19 protein-coding genes are annotated in these 22,781 nt (G+C 64.7%); 9 read left to right on the forward strand and 10 right to left on the reverse strand.

Annotation, left to right across the window (positions count from 1 at the left end; translation table 11 throughout):
• Positions 1-28: 28 nt before the first annotated feature.
• From OVA31_RS10755 to dnaA, 9 genes are all read right to left on the reverse strand, one after another.
• Positions 29-1,069, reverse strand: a complete 1,041-nt coding sequence (locus OVA31_RS10755; RefSeq protein ID WP_267631078.1) for an IS110 family transposase — start codon at positions 1,067-1,069, stop codon at positions 29-31.
• Between the two features lie 356 nt (positions 1,070-1,425).
• Positions 1,426-2,382: a DUF3566 domain-containing protein gene (locus OVA31_RS10760; protein ID WP_267631079.1), complete on the reverse strand. Its 957-nt coding sequence runs from the start codon at positions 2,380-2,382 to the stop codon at positions 1,426-1,428.
• Between the two features lie 66 nt (positions 2,383-2,448).
• Positions 2,449-4,953, reverse strand: coding sequence for a DNA gyrase subunit A (gyrA, locus tag OVA31_RS10765; protein WP_267631080.1), 2,505 nt, complete (start codon positions 4,951-4,953; stop codon positions 2,449-2,451).
• A gap of 84 nt (positions 4,954-5,037) precedes the next feature.
• The gene (gene gyrB, locus OVA31_RS10770) at positions 5,038-7,113 is read right to left on the reverse strand and encodes a DNA topoisomerase (ATP-hydrolyzing) subunit B (protein ID WP_267631081.1); all 2,076 of its coding nucleotides are present in this window, start codon (positions 7,111-7,113) and stop codon (positions 5,038-5,040) included.
• Positions 7,114-7,443: 330 nt separating this feature from the next.
• Positions 7,444-8,004, reverse strand: coding sequence for a DUF721 family protein (locus OVA31_RS10775; RefSeq protein ID WP_267631082.1), 561 nt, complete (start codon positions 8,002-8,004; stop codon positions 7,444-7,446).
• Complete coding sequence (gene recF / locus OVA31_RS10780) at positions 8,001-9,194, reverse strand: DNA replication/repair protein RecF (protein ID WP_267631083.1); 1,194 nt, start codon at positions 9,192-9,194, stop codon at positions 8,001-8,003. Before recF ends, OVA31_RS10775 begins: the two co-directional genes overlap by 4 nt.
• Position 9,195: 1 nt before the next feature.
• Complete coding sequence (gene gnd, locus OVA31_RS10785) at positions 9,196-10,122, reverse strand: phosphogluconate dehydrogenase (NAD(+)-dependent, decarboxylating) (RefSeq protein ID WP_267631084.1); 927 nt, start codon at positions 10,120-10,122, stop codon at positions 9,196-9,198.
• Between the two features lie 48 nt (positions 10,123-10,170).
• Positions 10,171-11,376 carry a DNA polymerase III subunit beta gene (gene dnaN, locus OVA31_RS10790; protein ID WP_267631085.1) on the reverse strand — a complete coding sequence of 402 codons (1,206 nt, stop codon included), beginning with the start codon at positions 11,374-11,376 and terminating at the stop codon, positions 10,171-10,173.
• A gap of 588 nt (positions 11,377-11,964) precedes the next feature.
• Positions 11,965-13,467, reverse strand: a complete 1,503-nt coding sequence (gene dnaA, locus OVA31_RS10795) for a chromosomal replication initiator protein DnaA (protein WP_267631086.1) — start codon at positions 13,465-13,467, stop codon at positions 11,965-11,967.
• Between the two features lie 625 nt (positions 13,468-14,092).
• Between dnaA and rpmH the strand changes: the two genes are divergently transcribed.
• The 9 genes from rpmH (at position 14,093) to OVA31_RS10840 (ending at position 21,445) form a co-directional block, all read left to right on the forward strand.
• Positions 14,093-14,236, forward strand: a complete 144-nt coding sequence (gene rpmH, locus OVA31_RS10800) for a 50S ribosomal protein L34 (protein ID WP_124709456.1) — start codon at positions 14,093-14,095, stop codon at positions 14,234-14,236.
• Positions 14,237-14,289: 53 nt separating this feature from the next.
• On the forward strand, positions 14,290-14,712 hold the full coding sequence (gene rnpA / locus OVA31_RS10805) for a ribonuclease P protein component (protein WP_267631087.1): 423 nt from the start codon (positions 14,290-14,292) through the stop codon (positions 14,710-14,712).
• Complete coding sequence (yidD, locus tag OVA31_RS10810; RefSeq protein ID WP_267631088.1) at positions 14,709-15,041, forward strand: membrane protein insertion efficiency factor YidD; 333 nt, start codon at positions 14,709-14,711, stop codon at positions 15,039-15,041. The genes rnpA and yidD overlap by 4 nt, the downstream gene beginning before the upstream one ends.
• Positions 15,042-15,044: 3 nt before the next feature.
• On the forward strand, positions 15,045-16,388 hold the full coding sequence (yidC, locus tag OVA31_RS10815; protein ID WP_267631089.1) for a membrane protein insertase YidC: 1,344 nt from the start codon (positions 15,045-15,047) through the stop codon (positions 16,386-16,388).
• A 78-nt stretch (positions 16,389-16,466) separates the two neighbouring features.
• Positions 16,467-17,222: a protein jag gene (locus tag OVA31_RS10820; protein ID WP_267631090.1), complete on the forward strand. Its 756-nt coding sequence runs from the start codon at positions 16,467-16,469 to the stop codon at positions 17,220-17,222.
• A 183-nt stretch (positions 17,223-17,405) separates the two neighbouring features.
• Positions 17,406-18,116, forward strand: coding sequence for a 16S rRNA (guanine(527)-N(7))-methyltransferase RsmG (gene rsmG, locus OVA31_RS10825; protein WP_267631091.1), 711 nt, complete (start codon positions 17,406-17,408; stop codon positions 18,114-18,116).
• A gap of 143 nt (positions 18,117-18,259) precedes the next feature.
• The gene (locus OVA31_RS10830) at positions 18,260-19,228 is read left to right on the forward strand and encodes a ParA family protein (RefSeq protein ID WP_324290214.1); all 969 of its coding nucleotides are present in this window, start codon (positions 18,260-18,262) and stop codon (positions 19,226-19,228) included.
• Positions 19,229-19,370: 142 nt separating this feature from the next.
• A complete protein-coding gene (locus OVA31_RS10835) occupies positions 19,371-20,465 on the forward strand; it encodes a ParB/RepB/Spo0J family partition protein (protein ID WP_267631092.1) in 1,095 nt (364 codons plus the stop codon).
• Positions 20,466-20,605: 140 nt separating this feature from the next.
• A complete protein-coding gene (locus OVA31_RS10840) occupies positions 20,606-21,445 on the forward strand; it encodes a hypothetical protein (protein ID WP_267631093.1) in 840 nt (279 codons plus the stop codon).
• A 40-nt stretch (positions 21,446-21,485) separates the two neighbouring features.
• Here OVA31_RS10840 and OVA31_RS10845 read toward each other — a convergent pair whose 3' ends face one another.
• Complete coding sequence (locus OVA31_RS10845) at positions 21,486-22,664, reverse strand: N-acetylmuramoyl-L-alanine amidase (RefSeq protein WP_267631478.1); 1,179 nt, start codon at positions 22,662-22,664, stop codon at positions 21,486-21,488.
• Positions 22,665-22,781: the final 117 nt, after the last annotated feature.

Raw genomic sequence — 22,781 nt, forward strand, 5'->3', positions numbered from 1 at the left:
GTGGTCGGGGGGACGCTCCTATGGTGTGTCAAGCGTGTTGGTGCTCGAGTTGTCGGAAGATTTGTCGGGCTATGAAGCGTTTGAGGCAGCGGCGGATTTCGCGGGGCGTTTTGCCTTCAGTGGTGCGTCGTTCGGTGTAGGTCTTCGTCTGGTCGTCGTAGCGTTGTCGGGTCAATACGACGGTGTGGAGGGCTCGGTTGAGTTGGCGGTCGCCGTAGCGGTTGAGTCGATAGCGGGTGGTGACTTGACCGCTGGTGGCGGGGATTGGGGCCGCGCCGGCGAGCATGGCAAAGGCTGCCTCGGAATGAATGCGTCCGGGATGGGACCAGGCACATAGCACGACTGCGGCGACGATGGGGCCGACGCCGTGGATGTCGAGCACGTCGGGCCGCCAGCTGTTGACGATGGTTTTGATCGCCTTCTCATGCACGGCCGCTTCGGCTTTGAGATCACGGACCCGTCGCGCTAGGGTCTTCAATATTGTTGCGGTTGTGCGTGTTTCAGTGTCCCAGACGGTGTTGATGCGCCAGCCGGCAGCAATCGTGACCATCTGTGCGGTGTTGTGGCCGCGCAGTTTGTCGCGTAGCACCGTGGGTGCAGCGATGATCAGGCCGTGGATTTGGCGTTGGGCGGTGGTGTAGGCGTCGACCGCGGAGCGGCGTGCCGCGAGCAACACCGACAGTGCCTGTCGGTCGCCGTTGCCACGTGGGGTGCCGTTGAGAGTGCGTGACAACGCTTCTCGGCCGGCGCGGACCGCGTCGAGAGGATCGGATTTGGCGCCGTTACGGCGCTTCATTCGGGCGGGTCGGTCCAGCTCGATGACCAGTTCATCATCAAGCAGACGCGTCAGGCCGGCACCGTGGCTGCCGGTGCCCTCGATGGCCCACGCCCGCAAAGCGGGATGGGGCTCAGTGAAATCCAGAAGCTCCTGGTAGCCCTCCTCGGTAGTAGACACGGTGATCTCATCGATCACCGCACCGGTACCTGCGTGGATGATCGCCGCGCTGTGGGTACCAACGTGAGTATCAACACCGATGACAATCTCGACGACATCAGCCAAACTGGTCATGCGTTCTCCCTTGGACAGGACGGACGTGATGTTTCCGGTCCGGGAGGAATCACGGCAGGACTGTGATGAGACACGACGCGTTAGCGGCGTCGGTCAAGCTCCTGATCAGGCCAGTCATATTCCGACCGGGCCGGGATCGCGACAGACCATGCGGACAAGTCCCGTTAAAGGCACTCGGCCAGTCTCGATATGAGTCACGCACGATCTGTCGCTGACGTTCCCCACTGACGTGGAAACCGCCTGGAACCATTCTCACAGTCTCGATACGCGGCTCCTTCGTCACCGCTACTCGACCGACGAGGGGGACCGCGGCTCCTTCGTCGGTCGCTACTCGACCGACGAACGAGGCGTCACGGTCAATCCAGGTCGGCGAGTGTCACCTCTGCGCCGCCGATCATGTCGGCGCACAGGTTGTAGATGTAGGCACCGATGGTCGCCAGCGCGGTCAGCAGGATCGCGTTGATGGCGCCGAGCAGGACAGCCCAGCCGAACACCGAGCCCGCCCCGATGATGTCGCCTTCGCTGCTGGATCCGTCCGCGGTCACCAAGGTGCCGAACGAACTGTTGACCTGATCCCACACGCCCATGCCGTCGAGGATCAGATACAGCACCGCCACCGAGATCATCCAGATCAGGAAGCCGGCCACCGACAGCACTGCGGCGATCTTGAAGGTCGCCCAGGGGTCGATACGGCGGATTTGGACCGCCGCCCGCAGAGGCCTGCCACCGATCGACGTGGGAGCCGACCGCGCCGCGGTCTGCTGCGCTGCCGGCTGTGCGTTCACATGGTGAATGGCATCCAGATTCGGCAACTTCTCGCCGGGCAGATCGTTGCGCTCGATGTTCCTGGTCGGCGACTCGACGAACTTCTCCGTCGATTCGTCGGTGGCCGTGGCGGTGCTTCCCCGCGGACCGCTCGATTCGCCCCGGAAGTTCGAGGCGGCGGAATCGCCACGAGGATCATCCAGTTTGGTGATCGGCGCCTGCTGGCCGGCCATACTGGCGGCAGCAGTGGCACTGACGATGCCTCGCGGCGGCGGGCCAGGCTGATGTGCGGTGCCGTTCGGACCCTCGCCGTGCTGCGGCGAACCGTTGGGTCCGGTGGGCGCCTGAGCTGTACCGCTGCCGTTGGGACCACGCTGCCACGGCGGGACGAGACCTCCCGGACCACTCCCCTGCGGTCCAGTACCGGGCCCGTGCGAATTGGGCTCGCCTCCGGATCCGGGCGCCTGTGCACCCGGACCGGAAGCCGCGTGAGGACCGACATCCCCGTTTGTCGGCTTCTTGTCGTCCGGTGTGTTCGGTGAGCTCACTGGCAATTCCCTCATTCGGTGGTCGTATGACCCACACTAACTGCTACCGGTCTCCGAGCCCGGACGCTACTTGCCGGGACCCGCCGATGCTTCTGGATCCTCGTCCGGTTCGTCGGCATTGCGGGCGATCGCGAGCAAGGTTGTGCCCTCGCCGAGGTTCATCAGACGCACGCCCTTGGTCTGCCGACCAGCACGTCGGACCTGCTTGGCGCCGGTCCGGATGACGCCGCCACCCGAGGTGATCGCGTACAGCTCCGAATCGTCGTCGACGATCAGCGCACCGACGATCTCGCCGCGCCTGCGGTCGTGCTGGATGGTCAGCACACCCTTGCCGCCGCGTCCCTGGACGGGATAGTCGTCCATCGCGGTCCTCTTGGCGTAGCCGCCCGAGGTCGCGACGAGGAGGTAAGTGCCCTCTCGGACCACATTGAGCGACAGGAGCTCGTCGTCGCCGTTGAATCGCATGCCTTGCACACCGGAGGTCTGCCGACCCATCGGCCGCAGCGCCTCGTCATCGGCGTGGAAACGGATCGACTGCCCCTTCTGCGACACGAGCAGCAGATCGTCATCGGCACTGCACAACTGTGCGCCGACCAGTTCGTCCTCACCCCGTAGATTGATCGCGGCAATACCACCGGAACGGTTCGAGTCGAAGTCCTCGAGCTTCGACTTCTTCACCAGCCCGTTGCGCGTCGCGAGCACCAGATACGGCGCGTCCTGATAGGTCTTGAGCTGGATGACCTGCGCGATCCGCTCCTCCGGCTGGAAAGCCAGGAGGTTGGCGACGTGCTGACCACGAGCGGTGCGGTTGGCCTCGGGCAACTCGTACGCCTTGGCGCGGTACACACGGCCCTTGGTGGTGAAGAACAGGATCCAGTCGTGGGTCGAGCTGACGAAGAAGTGCTTGACGATGTCGTCCTGCTTGAGCCCGGCTCCCTGCACACCCTTGCCGCCGCGGCGCTGGCTGCGGTAGAGGTCGGTTCGCGTACGTTTCGCGTAGCCGGTCTCGGTGATCGTGACGACGACGTCTTCGCGGGCGATCAGATCCTCATCGGAGACGTCACCGTCGGCCGCGATGATCTTGGTCCGGCGGTCGTCCCCGTACTTCTCGACGACCTCGGTCAGCTCATCGCGGACGATGGCCCGCTGCCGCTCCGGCTTGGCCAAGATGTCCTGGTAATCGGCGATCTCTCGCTCGATCTCCGCGAGTTCGTCGACGATCTTCTGGCGCTCCAACGCCGACAGCCGACGCAGCTGCATCGCGAGGATCGCGTCTGCCTGGATCTCATCGATCTCCAGCAGATCCATCAACCCGGTGCGCGCAGACTCGGTGTTGGCCGACGCACGGATCAGCGCGATGACCTCGTCGAGCGCGTCGAGCGCCTTGACCAGACCACGCAAGATGTGGGCGCGTTCCTCGGCCTTGCGCAACAGGTACCGCGTCCGGCGCACGATCACGTCGATCTGATGTTCCACGTAGTACCGGATCATCTGATCGAGGCGCAGGGTGCGCGGCACACCGTCGACGATCGACAGCATGTTCACGCCGAAGCTGGTCTGCAGCTGACTGTGCTTGTACAGGTTGTTCAGGACCACCTTGGCGACGGCATCGCGGCGCAGGGTGACCACGATGCGCATACCCACGCGGTCCGAGGACTGATCCTCGATCCGGCTGATGCCCTTGAGTTTTCCTTCGTTGACCTGTTCGGCGATCGACTGGATCAGGTTGTCCGGGTTGACCTGATACGGCAGTTCGGTGACGACGAGGGTCGTGGTGCCCTTGTTCTCCTCGATGTCGACGACGCTGCGCATCCGGACGCTGCCACGGCCGGTGGTGTAGGCATCCTTGATTCCCTGTCCGCCGACGATGAGTGCCGCCGTGGGGAAATCCGGTCCCTTGACGCAATCCATGCAGGCCGCCAGCAGCGCCTCGTCATCCGCCTCCGGGTTGTCGAGGGCCCAGAAAACCGCGGCGGCAACCTCATTGAGGTTGTGCGGCGGGATGTTGGTGGCCATACCCACCGCGATGCCACCCGAACCGTTGATCAGCAGGTTCGGTATCCGCGACGGCAGGACGGTCGGCTCGTTGGTCTTACCGTCGTAGTTGGGCGTGAAATCGACTGTCTCCTTGTCGATGTCGCGCAGCATCTCCATCGCCAACGGGGTGAGGCGAGCCTCGGTGTAACGCATCGCGGCCGCGCCGTCGTTACCACGCGAACCGAAATTGCCCTGCCCGTCGATGAGGGGATAGCGCATCGACCACGGCTGGGCGAGACGCACCAGCGCGTCATAGATCGCGGTGTCACCGTGGGGGTGATAGTTACCCATCGTCTCGGCAACGGGTTTCGCCGATTTCACGTAACTGCGATCGGGCCGGAACCCGGCATCGAAGGATGCGTAGAGCAGTCTGCGGTGCACCGGCTTGAGGCCGTCGCGAACCTCCGGGAGCGCGCGGCCGACGATCACGCTCATCGCGTAGTCGATGTAGCTGTTCTGCATCTCCTGGCCGAGGTCGACCGGTTCGATCCGGTCCCCGGCCCCGTCGGCAGGTGGCAGCGTGGTGTCAGTCATGAAGTTTCCTTCTCACAAAGGGTTTCGAGGCTCACCGCGGGCGCGCCTCGCACCTCGACCGGCACAGCAGCCGGCGAAGCGTGGTCAGACATCCAGGAAGCGAACATCTTTGGCGTTACGGGCGATGAAGCTGCGGCGAGCGGCCACATCCTCTCCCATCAGGATCGAGAACAATTCGTCGGCGGCGGCCGCATCGTCGAGCGTCACCTGACGAAGCACCCGGACCGAGGGATCCATCGTGGTCTCCCACAACTCCTTGGCATTCATCTCGCCAAGGCCCTTGTAACGCTGGATGCCGTCGTCGACGTTGATCTTCCGGCCCGCAGCACGCCCGGCCTCGAGAAGTCCGTCGCGCTCGCGGTCGGAGTAGGCGAACTCCGGATCGCTCTTCTGCCACTTCAGTTTGTACAGCGGGGGCTGCGCGAGAAAGACGTGTCCGTGTTCGACGAGGGGCCGCATGAACCGGAACAGCAGAGTGAGCAGCAACGTCGAGATGTGCTGGCCGTCGACGTCGGCGTCGGCCATCAGCACGATCTTGTGATACCGCAGCTTGGCGAGATCGAACTCGTCATGGATGCCGGTACCGAACGCCGTGATGATCGACTGGACCTCGGTGTTCTTCAGCACCCGATCGATGCGTGCCTTCTCGACGTTGATGATCTTGCCGCGCAACGGCAGGATCGCCTGGTACATCGAGTCTCGGCCGGACTTGGCACTGCCACCGGCCGAGTCGCCCTCGACGATGTAGACCTCACACTTGCTGGGATCGTTGCTGCGGCAGTCGGCGAGCTTGCCGGGCAGCCCGCCGATATCGGTTGCGGTCTTGCGCCGCACCAACTCTCGTGCCTTTCGGGCCGCGAGACGTGCTTGCGCCGAGTCGACCGCCTTCTTGACGATGGTCTTCGCCTCGGCGGGATTGGCCTCGAACCAGTGGCCGAGATGCTCGTTGCAGGTCTTCTGCACAAAGCTCTTGACCTCGGTGTTGCCGAGCTTGGTCTTGGTCTGGCCCTCGAACTGCGGGTCGCCGACCTTCACCGAGATGACCGCCGCAAGACCTTCGCGGATGTCGTCGCCGGTCAGCTTGCCGTCCTTCTCCTTGAGGAGCTTCTTGTCGTAGGCGTACTTGTTGACCGTGCTGGTGAGCGCCGCGCGGAAACCTTCTTCGTGGGTGCCACCCTCATGGGTGTTGATCGTGTTCGCGAACGTGTGCACCGACTCCGAATAGCCGGCATTCCACTGCATCGCGATCTCGAGCTCGTGCCCGGTGCCCTTGGCGGTGAACCCGATCACCGAGGCGTGGATCGCGTTCTTGGTGCGATTCAGGTGCTTGATGTAGTCGATCAGGCCGTCGGCATAGTGATAGGTGCGGGTGCGGACCTTGGCCGCCTTCTGCGCCTTCTCTGCCTCCGACTTGATGCTCTCGGCCGAATCGTCGCCCTCGTCCATCTCGGCCTCGGCGACCGCAGCTTCGTCACTGAGACGATTGTCGGTGAGGGTGATGGTCAGGCCCTTGTTGAGGAAGGCCATCTCCTGGAGACGACGCGCGATCGTCTCCGCACTGAACGTGGTGGACTCGAAGATCTTGGCATCCGGCCAGAACCGGACGGTGGTACCGGTCTTGCGGGTGGCCTCGCCCTGGTTGAGGGGACCCGGCTTTGCATAGTCGTACGTCTGGTCCCAGTGGTATCCGCCGTAGTTGATCTCGAGTTCGACTTTTGTCGACAGCGCATTGACCACCGAGATGCCCACGCCGTGGAGACCACCGGAGACGGCGTACGCCTCGGAATCGAACTTGCCGCCTGCGTGGAGTTGGGTCATGACCACCTCGACGGTGGGTACGCCCGTCTTGTGCATGTCCACCGGAATGCCACGACCGTCGTCGACGACCTGGACGCCGCCGTCCTCGAGGAGGGTGACGTCCACGCGGCTCGCATGCCCGGCCATCGCCTCGTCGACCGAGTTGTCGACGACCTCCCAGATCAGGTGGTGCAGCCCTCGCTCGCCGGTCGACCCGATGTACATACCGGGTCGCTTCCGGACGGCTTCGAGACCTTCGAGGATGCTGATCGAATCGGCGCCGTACTCGCCCGACTTCTTCGGCTTGCGGCTCTTCTTCGCCGCAGCGCTGTCGGACTGATTGGTGTCGTTGGTGTCGGCCACGAGTTGCGTCCGCTCCTTCTGTCTCGGTGATACCCGCAGCAGTGGACACACGACAACCTGATCCGCGCCGGTGCGCGGACGAGATCGGTATACAGCCCGGGCCCGGAGACCGGCTGACGTCCACCCCTGTCGGGACAACTACTACATAGTACTGCCTGACCCGAACAGAAACGGGTATCCGGGGCCGCTACCGTCCGCGTAGATCGATTTTTTTCGGCCGATGCCGGTCCGATTGTGCCTCGGTGGCAAATCTACGGTCTGGGGGAAAGCTGACCTCGCTTTGCGGTTCGGAATCTGCTAGGCGTGGCGTGGCTGCCGGGTGCCCAGGTCTCAGCCGTAGGTGTCTCGGGGACCGCGACCGGAGATGTGCCGGGGACCCTTGCGCCACGACGGCGCCTTCGGCCCGGTGATCCGCAGACTGGTCACCATGCCGTCACCGACGGCGGCAGCGATCTTCGCCAGGATGGTCGACTGCATGTACCGCAGCTGGGTGGCCCAGGCCGTCGACTCCGCCTGGATGTGTAAGACGTTGTCGCCCAACGTAGTCGGCTGCGCATGTGCGGCGATGTCGGTGCCGACGATCTGCTCCCACATCCCGAACAGGGTGCCTTGCCCGATATGCGGCTGCCAGCCACGTTCCTTGGCGATATGGCCTGCGAGCCGTCCCAGCGGCTGCGGATCGCGGCCGTCTGGACCGGATCCGGACCATCGCCGTCGCCTGCCCGCGTTGCGTCGCGGACCCGTGATCGGTGAGGAACGTCCCTGGCCGACCGACTTACCGGCAGCCCGCGCGGCCGCCCGGGCTTCTTCGAGGGCCTGTCGCGCGAGTTCGTAACCCGACGAGGGCGCAGGTGAGGACGACCGTTCGGGTACCGCGGGATCGTCGCTCATGTGCCGCCCTCCCCGATGTCGTCGCCGCTCACGACCGAGCGTCGAGGACCATTCTCCTCCGTCACGCCGACATTGACGCGCCGACCCGCGATCGCCGACGGGATGTCGTCGGCAACGGCTGCGGTCACCAGCAGCTGTTCAGCGGATTCGGTGAATGCCACGAGTTGCGCACGACGCTGAGCATCGAGCTCGGCGAATACATCGTCGAGCATGATCACCGGTTCCACGCCGTCCGCCCGCACGAGTTCCACGGATCCGAGTCTCAATGCCAGCGCCAGCGACCACGACTCACCGTGACTCGCGAACCCCTTCGCCACGTCGTCGCCGAGCACGATGTCGATGTCGTCACGGTGCGGACCGACCAGACTGACCCCGCGGTCGATCTCCTTGCTGCGAAGTTCGCCGAGCCGGGCCAGCAGAATCGCACCGATCTCGTCGGCCGACACCGGCGCATCGTCGGGCGGGACCACGTCGGATCCGGCGGCGGCACGATAGGACAAGGTCGCCGGACGTGAATGCGGTGCAATCGCCGCATACGACTCGGTGACGTGGGGGGTCAGCGCGCGCAGCACCTCGATCCGCGCCGCGGTGACCTGACCGCCCAGATCGGCGAGCTGACCGTCCCACACGTCGAGAGTGCTGATCACCGAATCCGCGTCCGAACCACCACGCCGGAGCGCCGCACCTGCGGTCTTGAGTAGCGCCGAACGCTGACGGAGAACCCGATCGTAGTCGGAACGTGTTGCCGCCCAACGTGGTCCGCGCTGTGCCACCAACTCGTCGATGAAGCGTCGTCGTTCGGAGGGGTCCCCCCGGATCAACATCAGGTCTTCGGGTGCGAACATCACCGCGCGCAGGATCCCGAGAATGTCACGGGACCGACGCGAGGGGCTGCCGTTGACAGTCGCCTTGTTGGCACCGTCGGCCTTGATCTGCAACTGCACGGTGAGCTCACGGCCGGCGTTCTCCACCGTCGCCGTGACCAGGGCGGCGTCGGCGCCGCTGTGGACGAGCGGAGCGTCGGAGCTCACCCGGTGTGATCTCAGATGTGCCAGATAGAAGACGGCCTCGAGGAGGTTGGTCTTGCCGAATCCGTTGCGGCCCACGAAAATGGTGGGTTCGGGGCGCAGGGTCAGATCGATCTCGCCCCAGGACCGGAAGTCACGCAGACGCAGGTCGCGAACGTACACGTCAATCCGCGGCAGGCGTACCGGTTTCGCCGACCGAACGCCCCTGCTTGTCGGTCACCGCATGTCCGCCGAACTGGTTGCGCAACGCGGACACCGCCTTCAGCGCGGGTGATCCCTGATCCTGACGAGACGCGAATCGCGCGAACAGCGCGGCCGAGATGACGTTGGCCGGTACCGAATGCCGGATGGCTTCCTCGACGGTCCACCGTCCCTCGCCGGAATCCGTGGTGTAGTCGGAGATCTCGGAGAATCCAGGATCCTCCTGGAGCGCCCGCACCAGCAGTTCCAGCAGCCAGGACCGGACAACCGTCCCCTGGGTCCAGGCCCGGAGGGTGCCCTCGACATCGGTGATCAGCGGCTCGGCGCAGAGAAGTTCGTACCCCTCGCCATAGGCATGCATGAGCCCGTACTCGACGCCGTTGTGGACCATCTTGGCGTAGTGCCCGGCGCCGACCGGGCCCGCATGGGCGAAACCGTCGGCACGTTCCCCCGGCGGCCGCAGCGCGTCGAAGATCGGCATGGCTCGTTCGACGTCCTCGTCGCTACCGCCGACCATCAGTCCGTAGCCGTTCTCCAGGCCCCAGACACCGCCGGACACACCGCAGTCGATGTATCCGATTCCCTTGGCTCCCAAGGCCTGTGCGTTCGGCAGGTCATCGGTGTACTTGGAGTTTCCACCGTCGATGACCAGGTCACCGTCCTCGAGTAGATCAGCCAGTCGAGTGACGGTGGTACGCGTCGGATCTCCGGACGGCACCATCACCCAGATCACCCGCGGCGCCTCGAGAGCACCGACCATGTCGGCGAGGGAGGCGACGTCGGAGACCTCCGGTCGTGGGTCGTAACCCACGACGTGATGTCCCGCCTCCTGGATCCGGGTGCGCATGTTGGCACCCATCTTCCCGAGACCGACCAGTCCGAGTTGCATCGACGACCCTCCGCTCGGTGGAGCTTGGAAAATGGACGGATCCGCGGATCAGCCGGGGAGACGAACCGGCATCAGCAGGTAGGTGAACACGCTGTCCGGGGCGACGTAGGCGCCCGATTCGTCGGCCACCGGCTCCTCACCGGTCGACGGACGCAACACCGCAGGCCGGCTCGGCGTGGTGAATCCGAAATCCACCGACGCGACGCCGATGGCGGAGAGCCCATCCTGCAGGTAGCCGGGGTTGAATGCGATCGTCAGGGGCTCACCGTGGAACTGCACGGCGAGTTCTTCCTCGGCCTTGCCTGCCTCGTCGCCACCTGCGGTGAGCAGCAAGGTGCCCTCGCTGAACTCCATCCGCACCTGCGCCCCGCGCTCGGCGACGAGCGCGACACGCTTGATCGCCTCGATCAGCGGTGCGCTCTCGATGGTCGCGATGGCGGTGTGACTGGCCGGGAGCAGCTGACGGAACTTCGGGAACTCGGCGTCGAGCAAACGGGTGGTGGTGCGCTTGGTCTCCCCCAGGATGCCGAGGATTCCCTCGCCGCCGATGCCGGATCCGGTGCCGAATGCCAGCGAGATCTGTCCCGTGGACTCGGATCCCGCGGTACGGGCGCTCTCGGAGAGTGTCTTTGCCGGCACCAGCACCGCACCGGAGGTGTCGGGAGCGGTCGGATCCCACTCCAATTCGCGGACGGCGAGGCGGAACCGGTCGGTGGCGGCCAGCACGACGCGGTTGCCCTCGATCTCGACGCGGACACCGGTCAACATCGGCAGCGTGTCGTCACGGCCGGCGGCGACCGCCACCTGGCCGATCGCCTCGGCGAAGATCTGGGCGGGGATGGTTCCGGTGACCGACGGCGGGGTCGGCAGTTCCGGGTAATCCTCGACGGGCATCGTCGGCAGTGAGAACTTGGCGCTGCCGCAGGCGATGGCCACGCGGGTGCCGTCGAGGCTCACGTCGACCGGTTTGTTCGGCAGAGCCTTGGTGATATCGGCGAGCAGACGCCCTGAGACGAGCACCTTGCCGGGCTCGGCGACCTCTGCCGCGACGGTCTCCTGCGCGGAGACCTCGTAGTCGAAGCCGGAGACTTCCAAACCGCCGCCATTGGGCCCGCTCTCTGCGTTCCCGGCGCCCGAATCGCCGACGGTCAGGACGACGCATCCGAGCACGGGGACCGGCGGACGCGCCGGCAGGCTGCGGGCCACCCAGGCAACGGAATCTGCGAACTCGTCACGCGCGACACGGAACTTCATGCTGGGTGGTTGCCCTTCTCTGTCTGCTGACTCTCGTCACGCCCACCCGAATCCGCAGAGCACCGATCCGGATCGACCCGGCGCGAGTGCGGTGAGCGATTCGCATGGGGATTCCCGCCCGAATACCGCTCGCTCGTGCGAATGGGATTCCGGGTGGGGATTCCACTGTAGAACGAGGGTGCCAGACGGGGAGGTGTTGGGGGGAACTGAACGTGGCGATGTCGTGGCGGTGATCGTGTTCCGACGCTCACTGTGCACAGTCCCTTCTTTTAGAAGAGATTCTCTAGAGAAGGATCCATGACAGTAATAGGGCCTGTGGATCTGTGTACGAACGCTGATCGTGGCTGGTCACGGCGGGCCGGCGGTTGTGGACGTGCGGTGGATATCTGTCGAGGCGTTCGCCCGGTCATGTGGAATCCCACGACTGTTCAACCTCTCTCCACGTTCGGTGCACAAGTGGAGGCCGGTTATCCCGAGGGTTGTCCACAGCTGGTGATGACAACAATCGGTCGCCGAATCGACACGGATCCAGCGGATCCGGGCATGACAAACTCTGTGGTTCGAGTCGAGAGTTACTACCGGAGTGGTTCAGACGGCGCGTTGTTTGATGCGCGCGGTGAGCTCCTGGACGTGGTCGTAGACCTTGCGTCGCTCGGCCATCTCCTTGCGGATCTTGCGCTCGGCGTACATGACCGTGGTGTGGTCTCGATCGAACGTCTCGCCGATCTTCGGGAGTGAGAGGTCGGTCAATTCGCGGCAGAGATACATGGAGATCTGTCGTGCCTGTGCGATCGATCGGGTCTTGCCGGGGCCGCGGAGTTCCTCGACGGAGATGTCGAAGTACTCGGCGGTGATCGCCAGGATGCTGGCCGCACTGACCTCGAGGGTCCCGGAATTGGGCAGCAGTGCCTGCAGGACGACCTCGGCGAGCGACTTGTCGAGGTCGGCGTTGTTGAGGGAGGCGAAGGCGGTCACCCGGATGAGAGCGCCCTCGAGTTCACGGATGTTGCGTTCGATCTTTGACGCGATGAGTTCGAGCACGTCGTCGGGCACCGCGATGTTGTCCATCTGCGCCTTCTTGCGCAGGATCGCGATCCGGGTCTCGAGGTCGGGCGGCTGGACATCGGTGATCAGCCCCCACTCGAATCGAGTTCGGAGCCGGTCCTCCAGTGTCGCAAGCTGTTTCGGTGGCCGATCAGACGAGACGACGATCTGCTTGCTGGCGTTGTGCAGCGTGTTGAAGGTGTGGAAGAACTCTTCCTGGATACCTTCTTTGCCGATCAGGAACTGGATGTCGTCGACGAGCAGGACGTCGACGTCGCGGTAGCGGCGTTTGAACGCGACCCGCCGGTCGTCACGAAGGGAGTTGATGAAGTCGTTGGTGAACTCTTCGGTGGAGACGTACTTCACCCGCATCCCGGGAAACAGGCGTTGCGCGTAGTGACCCGCCGCATGCAGGAGGTGGGTCTTGCCGAGCCCGGACTCGCCCCAGATGAACAGCGGGTTGTAAGCGCGGGCCGGAGCCTCGGCGACCGCGACGGCCGACGCGTGTGCGAATCGGTTCGACGCCCCGATGACGAAGGTGTCGAAGGTGTACTTGGGACTGAGGTTGGCACTGGACGGCGACTGCCCGGAGGTCGGCCGCTCGGCGAAGTAGGTCGACCAGTCCGCGGGCTCCGAGGTGGACGCGCGTTCGGGCCGTCCGTCGAAGCCGCTCTGGGTGGGAGGGGGCGGAGCGACGGTGGCGACCGCGGGATCGGACCGTTCGGACATCTGAGCGACCGGTTCGGGTAGCGGCTCCTCGACGACCGGTGTGGAGATGCGGACGCCGAGATCGACGGGCTGGCCGAGGTGCCTGCTCAGCGCCGACCGGATGGTGTCGCGGAGATTGCGCTCGATCTGTTCCTGGACCAACGGCGTCGGCACGGTGAGCAGAGCGAACCCCTCGGCGAGGGTGAGCGGCTGGACGAGCGAGAGCCAGGCCTTCTGCTGGCGGGTCAACGGTTCGTGGTCGTGGGCGGCGGCGTCGTTGTTGAGCTCGGCCACCACGCTCTGCCAGACCTCGCTGAACGTATCGCGATCACTCATCACAGTGCATCACTCGACAGTGCATCGTTCAGCAGTGCATCGTTCAGCGGGGCACCACTCGACGGTCCATCACTCATAAGAAGCCAGGCCCTCCTGCCGGAACAACGACCAGCGTCGGTCATGAGGATGTCACCATGCCGCACCCTGCCATGAGTTGTCCACATGGTTGTCCACAGCTGTGTACAGATCTGGGGGTACGTTGAGTGCTCTGGCGGCCGGAAGGGTCCACTGAATCGTCTCTTCGTTGACTCTGCGCCCGAAGTTAACAGAGTGCAGTCCCGCCGACAAAGTGAATCGGCGGATTAAGTCACCCCGATTGTGCAGCCGGATCGTGGTCCACGCGGGCTGACCTGTGTGCGACGTCACGTGAGGCGGTGTTTGCCTTGCGCTCGTTTGATTTGCTCGGTCGTACTCAGTAGTCTCGACTGGTCATCCAGGTTGCGTATTTGCGCGGTGGCCTGTGGTCATGTGGTGGTCGATCCCGAGAGCGTTCGGGGGAGGTCGGTACATCCACGGACGCCCAACCGACACCAGTTCGGCACCGCACCGGGATCAGAAGACCACCAAGAAGGATGTGGTTCGCGCGTGCAGTCGGCGCGGCGCCACGCAGGAGCACAAGGAGTCACCCATGGCCAAGGGAAAGCGGACTTTCCAGCCCAACAACCGTCGTCGCTCGCGCGTCCACGGTTTCCGGTTGCGGATGCGCACCCGCGCCGGCCGCGCCATCGTCAACGGTCGCCGCAGCAAGGGCCGCGCAAAGCTCACCGCCTGATTCCACAGCGACAACACCGGCGGTGTCCTCGACATCGCCGGTCGCTGGTATCGATGGTGGCTGCTGCGCATCGGATCTCTCGAGGATCCGACTTCGATCGCACGCTGAAGACCGGTGTGCGGGTGACTACGCGTGACCTCGTCATCCATGTTCTCCCGCTCGCGGGGTCGACAAACGGCCCCGGCGGTGCGCGCGATCGTGACGTCGCCACTGTCGGTGGGCCGTGGCTGGGGCTGATCGTGAGCAAGACCGTCGGCAATGCAGTCATTCGTCATCGGGTGGCACGCCGACTCCGTGCAGCCTTTCAACAGCGCCGTGCTGATTTCCGGATTCCTCAGACCATGATGGTCATCAGGGCCCGCAGGTCGACCGCGGAACTCAGCAGCATCGAACTCTCGGAACAAATCGCCGACGCGCTGTCGCGGCGCCGAGTCCGGGAAGCCTTCGACCCTTCCGACCGTCAGGCATTGCGATGACAGATTCCGACAACGGGGCCGAACAGAGAACACCCACGCGGTGGTTCTACCTTCTGCCGCGGCGGATCATCATCTTCCTGATCGAGCTGTACCGCACCTGGGTCTCCCCACTGCGGCTTCCCACGTGCCGCTTCGAGCCGACGTGTTCGGCATATGCCGTCGAGGCCCTCACCCGCCATGGATTCGTCTATGGCGGGTGGTTGTCGATCGTGCGGCTGCTCAAATGCGGCCCGTGGCACAAACCCGGCTACGACCCGGTACCCGAACGTGGGTTCCGGGACCTGTTCAGAGCCACCGAAAACACACCGTCAGAGGTTAGGGGTAACTGACCCGTGCTCAACTTCATCTACTATCCGGTCTCCTGGATCATGTGGGTCTGGCATTGGCTGTTCGCCGAGATCACGCCGGATACCCCGGGAGGCAACGGTGTGGCCTGGGCGCTGTCGGTGGTGTTCCTCGTGTTCACCCTGCGCGCCATTTTGTACAAGCCCTTCGTGAAGCAGATCCGCACCACGAAGAAGATGCAGGAGATCAATCCTCAGCTCCAGGCGATCCGTAAGAAGTACGCCAAGGATCGCGTCAAGATGACCGAGGAGATGCAGAAGCTGCAGAAGGAGCACGGGTTCAATCCCCTGCTCGGCTGCTTGCCGATGCTGCTGCAGGTCCCGGTGTTCATCGGCTTGTTCCACGTGTTGCGGTCCTTCAACCGGATGGCGACCGGCATGGGTCAGTTGGGGATGTCGCCCGAGGAGACCCGGCAGTACGGCAACTACGCGTTCAGCCCGGAGCTGGTCCAGAACTTCCTCGACGCCCGCCTGTTCGGCGTGCCGCTGTCATCGTTCATCACCCAGCCGAAGGCCGAGTGGGCTGCGTTCGTCGAGCCGGGGTCACCCATCGACTTCACTCGCGGCCAGATCGTGATCGTGGTGATCCCGATGATGATCATCGCGTCGATCGCGACGCACATGAACTCGCGAGCCTCGGTGGCTCGTCAGCCCGAGGCGGCTCTCGAGAATCCGCAGACCCGCATGATGAACATGCTCGCGCTGTACGTCTTCCCGCTGGGCATCCTGGCGACCGGTCCGTTCTTCCCGGTGGCCATCCTCCTGTACTGGATGAGTAACAACATCTGGACCTACGGCCAGCAGCACCTCGTCTTCGGTCGCATCGCGAAGGAAGAAGAAGCCGCGAAGCTCGAGAAACAGGAGAAGCAGAAAGCCAACGCGCCCAAGCCGGGCGCGCGCCCCGATCCTGGTCGAAAACTCGCCAAGGGTGAGTCGGACGTAAACGGGGACGAGGCGGAATCGGCGGCGGCGCCCGCAGCGACGGTTGCGACGTCGGCAGGCCCGCTGAGCGGTCTGCAGCGGTGGCTCCGTCCGGATCGTCGTGCGAAGGCTGCCCCGGCATCGTCGACGGCCACCGGGCCCGACGACGCTGCGACGTCCGACTCGGACTCGAGCGCGGCCTCCGACGAGTCGGCGTCGAGCGTCGACGGGGATGGCGCGACGACGAAGAGTGTGAACACCGGCGCTACTGGCGAGTCCGGTGGCCAGAAGGCTCCCGCCGGTCAGAAGGCCCCGGCCGCCCAGAAGTCCGGTACCGCCCACGTCGCGGGCAAGAACCGTAAGGGCAATTCGAAACGTAAGAAGGGTGGCCGTCCCGGCGGACGCCACTGAGCGAGGGCAGCCACTCCCCTCCCCCTTCGCGGGTGGCACCAGAGACGTTGATCAGAAGCAGAGTTAGGTGGAATTGAGATGACAGCAGAGACCGCTGCACAGGACGAGCAGGAGATCCGCGACGACGCCACGCAGTCGGCCGATGAGGTCAGCGACAGCGGTGTGGTCGAGACGTCGGGTGCCGAGGCGTCGGGTGCGGGGACGTCGGATGCCGAGACGGCTGGGACAGAGACGGCCGGGACAGACGCCGGTGCGGGAGAAGCTCCGACCGCCGACGATGCCGAGACAAGCGCTGCCGATGATGCGGACGAGTCGGATGACGACACGGACGATGACTCTGATGACGACGAGGTTGATGAGGTCGACGACGAGGAGCGTCTGGTCGAAGAAGGTGAGATCGCCGGCGATTACCTCGAGCAGCTTCTCGACGTTCTCGACTTCGACGGCGATATCGATCTCGACGTCGACGGTGACCGCGCGATCGTGAGTATCGATGGTGGCGACGATCTGACGAAGCTCGTCGGCCGCAAGGGTGAGGTACTCGACGCGCTGCAGGAGCTGACGCGTCTGGCGGTGCAGCAGGCGACGGGCGATCGGAGCCGGCTGATGCTGGACATCGCGCGGTGGCGTGCGGATCGTCGCGACCGTCTGGCCCGGATCGGTACCGAGGTGGCTGAGCGTGTCCGTGAGTCGGGTGTCCGCGAGGAGTTGGACCCGATGACTCCGTTTGAGCGGAAGATTGTGCACGACGCTGTGGCTGCTGTCGACGGCGTGGTGAGCGAGAGCGAGGGCGCCGAGCCCAAGCGCCGTGTGGTGGTGCTGCGGTCCAGCTAGTGTTGTGAACGCATACGACGAAGTCCCGGTTGCGGCCGGGACTTTGTTGTATCCGGGACCAGTAATCACATCGATGTAGTTCACGGCCACGATTGCTCCCCTGTTTCACGTGAAACGCGTGGACGGAGGCCCATGGTTGGTTTCACGTGAAACAGAGCCAGCTCCAGCGTTGCCGATGAAAGGATGTTTCACGTGGAACCTAGCGAGGCGGACAACCGACAGCCCGCTCCCCCGGAGGCTGGCACCGTCTTCGGTGACCGCCTGGAGATCGCCGAGAAGTATCACGAGGCGCTGGCCGGCGATGGCGTGGTTCTTGGTCTGATCGGGCCACGGGAGGTACCTCGTCTGTGGGACAGGCACATCCTCAACTGTGGGGTCATCGGAGACGTGATCATCGAAGGCGAGACAGTTGTCGACATCGGGAGCGGTGCGGGGCTCCCGGGTATTCCCCTCGCGATTGCCCGGCCCGATCTGTCTGTGACGCTCGTGGAGCCGCTTCTCCGACGGAGTGATTTCCTGCGGAGAATCGTTGCGGAGCTGGACCTCGACGTGACCGTCGTCCGCGGGCGTGCCGAAGAGAAGGCGATCCGCGCGTCGGTGGGTGAAGCCGATGTGGTGACTTCCCGTGCCGTCGCGCCGCTCGAGCGCTTGGCCAAGTGGTGCGGACCCCTGGTCCGAGAAGACGGCAGAATGGTGGCAATCAAGGGAGCGTCCGCCCGGGAGGAGATTGACCGCGACCGCGACCTCGTTGGTCGATCGGGAATCACCAACCTGAGGGTGGACGAGTGCGGCAAAGGCGTCCTGGATGTCCCGACGACGGTGGTTATCGGGACCAAAAGGCGCATCGGCGGGGGTTCCGGAAAGCGTTCGCGAACACGCAACAAGAAGAGGTGACCGGATTGGTGTGGAGTCCACGGAGGGCGCAGAATAGACGGCAGACCGGTGATCGGTCGGCGGCATCAGAAGCCGCGGATCATCGTGATGCCCACGCGGGGCAGGTTGCCGAAGGTTACGAAGTCGGGCGAAGGAGTCCAAGCGTGGTCGATCAGGACCCGAGTGTTTCACGTGAAACCATCGTCGGTGGCGGCTCCCCTACCCCGCCGACCCCAGTCCCCCAGACACCACGACCCGAGTTCCATGACACCCCGATAGCCGCCGCGGCCGCGCGAGCGAGTCAGGTCCTCACGCCCGGTGGCGCCGGTCAACTCCCGCGGCCGCCTAAGACGCGGATCCTCACCATTGCCAATCAGAAGGGTGGCGTCGGCAAGACCACCACCGCGGTGAATCTGGCAGCGGGACTGGCTCTGCATGGACTCGGCGTCCTGGTCGTCGATCTCGATCCCCAGGGCAACGCGAGTACCGCCCTCGGGATCGATCATCGCGCTCCGGACATCGCGTCGGTCTACGAACTCCTACTGGGCGAGGTGACGCTCGCCGAGGCGACCCAGAAGAGTCCCAACAACGATCGGCTCCTGTGCGTTCCTGCCACGCTCGACCTGGCTGGTGCCGAGATCGAACTGGTCTCGTTGGTCGCTCGGGAAAACCGGCTCCGCAACGCATTGAACGAGGACACGCTACGAGACCTCGACGTCGACTACGTACTGATCGATTGCCCGCCGTCCCTCGGACTGCTGACGGTCAACGCGATGGTGGCGGCCAAAGAGGTGCTCATCCCTATTCAGTGCGAGTACTACGCGCTCGAGGGAGTCGGCCAGCTGCTCCGCAACATCGAGCTGGTGCAGGCACATCTCAATCCGGCGCTGCATGTCTCGACCGTGGTGCTCACCATGTACGACGGCAGGACCAAGCTCGCCGATCAGGTCGCCGACGAGGTGCGCAATCACTTCGGAGACAAGGTGCTGAAGGCGATCATCCCGCGAAGCGTGAAGGTCTCCGAGGCCCCCGGATTCGGGATGACCATCATCGAATACGACCCGGGTTCACGTGGATCGATGAGCTATCTGGACGCCTGCAGAGAGCTGGCGCTACGGGGCGCGGCGCAATGATGAGCGGCGCCACCTCGGCGAACACGCTCTGTTCGACCATTTCCCTGCATACGGCCCACAGTCGGTCGGTCCGGATAGGATTCGAAATCATGGTGCGGCGGCAGTCGCCGATACTCCCGGTGTATCCAGCGAGAGGACAGCAGTGAGTCAGCGAGATACTGCACAGCGTCGAGGCGGACTCGGGCGTGGTCTGGCCGCGCTGATCCCCACCGGTCCGCCCGAAGGTGACGAGCCGAGCGGTCCACGTCTCGGTTCGGCTGCGGCGGATGTGGTGATCGGTAGAACCACTCCAGGCGTGTCGTCCGATCGCCCGGGCTCCCCCGGCGCCACCGCAGAGAGTGGTGCGTCGGATCGCCCGACATCTGACGGCACCGCATCGGATGCCACCGCGCCGAACTCAAACGACATGGGCGCGGTCTACCGCGAGATTCCGCCGGCGCAGATCCAACCCAATCCGCAACAGCCGCGCACGGTGTTCGATGAGGATGCGCTGGCGGAGCTCGTGCACTCCATCAAGGAATTCGGGCTGATGCAGCCCATCGTCGTGCGACGTCTGTCGGCGCCCACCGACGACGGTGTTCTGTACCAGCTCGTGATGGGTGAGCGGCGCTGGCGTGCCGGTCAAGAAGCCGGCCTCGATGCGTTGCCCGCGATCGTTCGTGAGACCGCCGATGCGGACATGCTGCGTGATGCGCTGCTGGAGAACATCCACCGCGCGCAGCTCAATCCGTTGGAAGAGGCCGCCGCGTATCAGCAGCTGCTCGATGAATTCGGCGTCACCCACGAGGAACTGGCGAATCGCCTCGGCCGATCGCGTCCGCTGATCACGAACATGATCCGGCTACTCAAGCTGCCGGTCCCGGTCCAGCGACGGGTCGCGGCGGGCGTGCTGTCGGCCGGTCACGCGCGCGCACTGCTCTCCCTCGAGACCGGAAGTGACGCCCAGGAAGCGCTGGCCGCCCGGATCGTGGCGGAGGGTATGTCGGTCCGCGCCACCGAGGAGGCGGTCACCCTCTCGAATCGGGGCGACCGGGATCCGGCGGCGCCCTCCCCTGCCAAGCGCAAGCCCATGCAGATGCCCGGTCTGCAGGACGTCGCCGAGCGGCTGTCGGACCGTCTGGACACGAGGGTTACAGTCAGTCTCGGGAAGCGAAAAGGCAAGATCGTGGTGGAGTTCGGCTCGGTCGAGGACCTCGAACGGATCGTCGGTGTCGTCGACCCCCGCGGGGTCTCGTGACCGCGTGAAAATGCTCCCACGGGTACCCGGGCGATACGTCACAGTGACAATTGATCAGCGAGGACGACGGTGAAAGTACGAAATCTCTTGTCGCACTACACTTTCGATCTTTCGCACCTGATCGAGGCGGAGATGTCGGAATGAATCTCGCGGTCACTCGTCTGGATCTCGAATCTTTCGAGTCGTTGCCGATGCACACCCGCCGCTGTGTGTTCTGGGAGGTGGATCCGTCGTCGTCACGCGCCACCGAGAACGAGATCTTCGGCAAGTTCGGGTCATCGTTCGAGAGCGAGTTCGACAAGGAGGCGTGGATCTCCGGTGTGCTCCTCGAATGGGGGACCTGCGGTCAGGTGGCGATCGACGGACAGACCGGACATTACGTGGGTACCGCGTTCTACGCGCCACCGGGACGCGTACCGCGGTCGGGCCACTTCCCCACTTCTCCGGTGAGCGCCGACGCGGTGCTCCTGACCTCCATCCGCACCGAACCTGGATTCGAAGAAGCCGCCCCCATCCTTCTCGACAGTATTGTGACCAATCTGGTTCGCCGTGGTGTTCGGGCGGTTGAGGCATTCGGTATCGTCCGCACGCCGACGGAGTCCGCAGACTCGTCCGCACTGAGCCAGCCTCCATCCGAACACGACGAGGTGGCGGAGCTCGGTGCCCTGGAATCGATCTCGAATGAGATGCAGGTCTGGGCGGACGAGGCGATCGTGGAGATCACCCGCGCCATGCACGACAGCCCGCAGGCGAACCTCTGCACGGAGTGCATCATCGATGCGGACTTCCTGAAGGACTCCGGATTCGATCTGGTGGCATCGCATCCGCGGTTCCCCCGCTTCCGCCTCGAACTCGACGAAGGGTTGGGCTGGAAACACGAGGTCGAGCACGCCCTCGAGAAGTTGGTGGTGATGGCCGCGATGGACCTCGCCGGCCGCGAGCGACCGGCATCGGTGCCGGTCGGCCGTCGACAGGGCTGACTCAGCTGAAGGTCAGCCCGCTGAGGGGAATTCCGAAGCGTCAGCTGGAAAGGCGCTCCGCCGCAAGAAGTTCTGCGAACGTGTACGTCCCCGTCGGGCGATCGTTCTCGCCGAGGAGATAGAGCCGCTTCACGGCCACGAGGATCGCTTCGGCGATGACGTCGCGGGCCTTCGGGTCGTTGAGCAGTTCTGCGTCGTTCTGGTTCGTGATGTAGCCGACGTCGATCAGCGCCACCGGCATCCTGGTGAGCCGCAACACATCCCAGGTCCGCTCGTGCGTCCGACAGTCGGTGAGGCTTGTGCGGGCGGCGATTTCGCGTTGGATGAAGCCGGCGAGGTTGCGGCCGATGGTCGAGAACGACCCGTGTGAGTTGCCGAAGTGGAACGATGCCACACCGTGTGCGCGATCGTTGGGGTAGTGACCGCAGCGCAGTGAGATCATCAGATCGGCGTCGACGAGGTTGGCCACCCGGGCGCGTTCGTCGTCGCTGGGTCGGCCTCGGCCGTCGTGGGAGAGGAAGGTCTCCATGCCCGCGGCGGCCATGCGGCCCTCCAGCCGGGCGCCGAGGTCCCACAACACCGCGGACTCGAGCTCGGCCGTGTTACCGGACGAAAGATCGTGCAGCCCACCGGAACCCGGGTCGATGAGGATTCGCTTGCCGGAGAGCTGTGGCCCGGACCGACGGACCTGCTCCTCCTCGCGAATGGCGTGCGGCGACCCACCGGTGACGCGGGTGCCGAGCCGCTCGAGCGAACGCAGGGTCGCCGGGCCGCAGATTCCGTCGGACGACAGACCGTATTCGCTCTGATAGAGGCACACCGCGTTGTGGGTGGTCTCGCCGAAGGTGCCGTCGACCAGGCCGGTGTAATAGCCGAGGTTCTGGAGGCGCGCCTGAAGGGTCGCGACGTCGTCGCCGACCATCGGTGCGGACAGACGATAGAGCAGTACGCGCGTGCCCAGCTGATACGAAGCCTCGCGCAAGGCGCGGTAGGTGGCCGGACCGACGATGCCGTCGACGATCAGTCCGCGCTCCTGCTGGAACGCACGGACAGCGCGATCACACGCGTCGTCGAAGATCGCCTCGGGAGGTGTCCAACCACTGATCGTGCCGGACATGCTCTCAGGCGCCGGACTCGACGTCAGCAGTCTGAGTCCGACGAGGATATTCCGGATCTCGGCGACAGCCGAGCCATGATCCCCGAGTCGGAACAACGGCATCAGCAACTCCTCGTCCAGGCAGCGCGGTGGATGGGTATGGGTGTCAGCGTCCCCCAAATCGGTGCTCACCGCACACCGCCGCAAACACCGAGCATTCTTTCAGGTCGCGACGGCACG

The sequence above is a fragment of the Gordonia sp. SL306 genome, from assembly GCF_026625785.1.
Classification (GTDB): domain Bacteria; phylum Actinomycetota; class Actinomycetes; order Mycobacteriales; family Mycobacteriaceae; genus Gordonia.

Excerpts from the sequence above, each read along its gene's own strand:
- rnpA (WP_267631087.1), top strand. The coding sequence starts at position 14,290 with ATGGTGGCTGCTGCGCATCGGATCTCTCGAGGATCCGACTTCGATCGC.
- OVA31_RS10840 (WP_267631093.1), top strand. The coding sequence starts at position 20,606 with ATGAATCTCGCGGTCACTCGTCTGGATCTCGAATCTTTCGAGTCGTTG.
- OVA31_RS10755 (WP_267631078.1), bottom strand. The coding sequence starts at position 1,069 with ATGACCAGTTTGGCTGATGTCGTCGAGATTGTCATCGGTGTTGATACT.
- OVA31_RS10775 (WP_267631082.1), bottom strand. The coding sequence starts at position 8,004 with ATGAGCGACGATCCCGCGGTACCCGAACGGTCGTCCTCACCTGCGCCC.
- gnd (WP_267631084.1), bottom strand. The coding sequence starts at position 10,122 with ATGCAACTCGGACTGGTCGGTCTCGGGAAGATGGGTGCCAACATGCGC.
- dnaN (WP_267631085.1), bottom strand. The coding sequence starts at position 11,376 with ATGAAGTTCCGTGTCGCGCGTGACGAGTTCGCAGATTCCGTTGCCTGG.
- rsmG (WP_267631091.1), top strand. The coding sequence starts at position 17,406 with ATGTTTCACGTGGAACCTAGCGAGGCGGACAACCGACAGCCCGCTCCC.
- OVA31_RS10820 (WP_267631090.1), top strand. The coding sequence starts at position 16,467 with ATGACAGCAGAGACCGCTGCACAGGACGAGCAGGAGATCCGCGACGAC.
- OVA31_RS10845 (WP_267631478.1), bottom strand. The coding sequence starts at position 22,664 with ATGCCGTTGTTCCGACTCGGGGATCATGGCTCGGCTGTCGCCGAGATC.
- rpmH (WP_124709456.1), top strand. The coding sequence starts at position 14,093 with ATGGCCAAGGGAAAGCGGACTTTCCAGCCCAACAACCGTCGTCGCTCG.
- gyrA (WP_267631080.1), bottom strand. The coding sequence starts at position 4,953 with ATGACTGACACCACGCTGCCACCTGCCGACGGGGCCGGGGACCGGATC.
- yidD (WP_267631088.1), top strand. The coding sequence starts at position 14,709 with ATGACAGATTCCGACAACGGGGCCGAACAGAGAACACCCACGCGGTGG.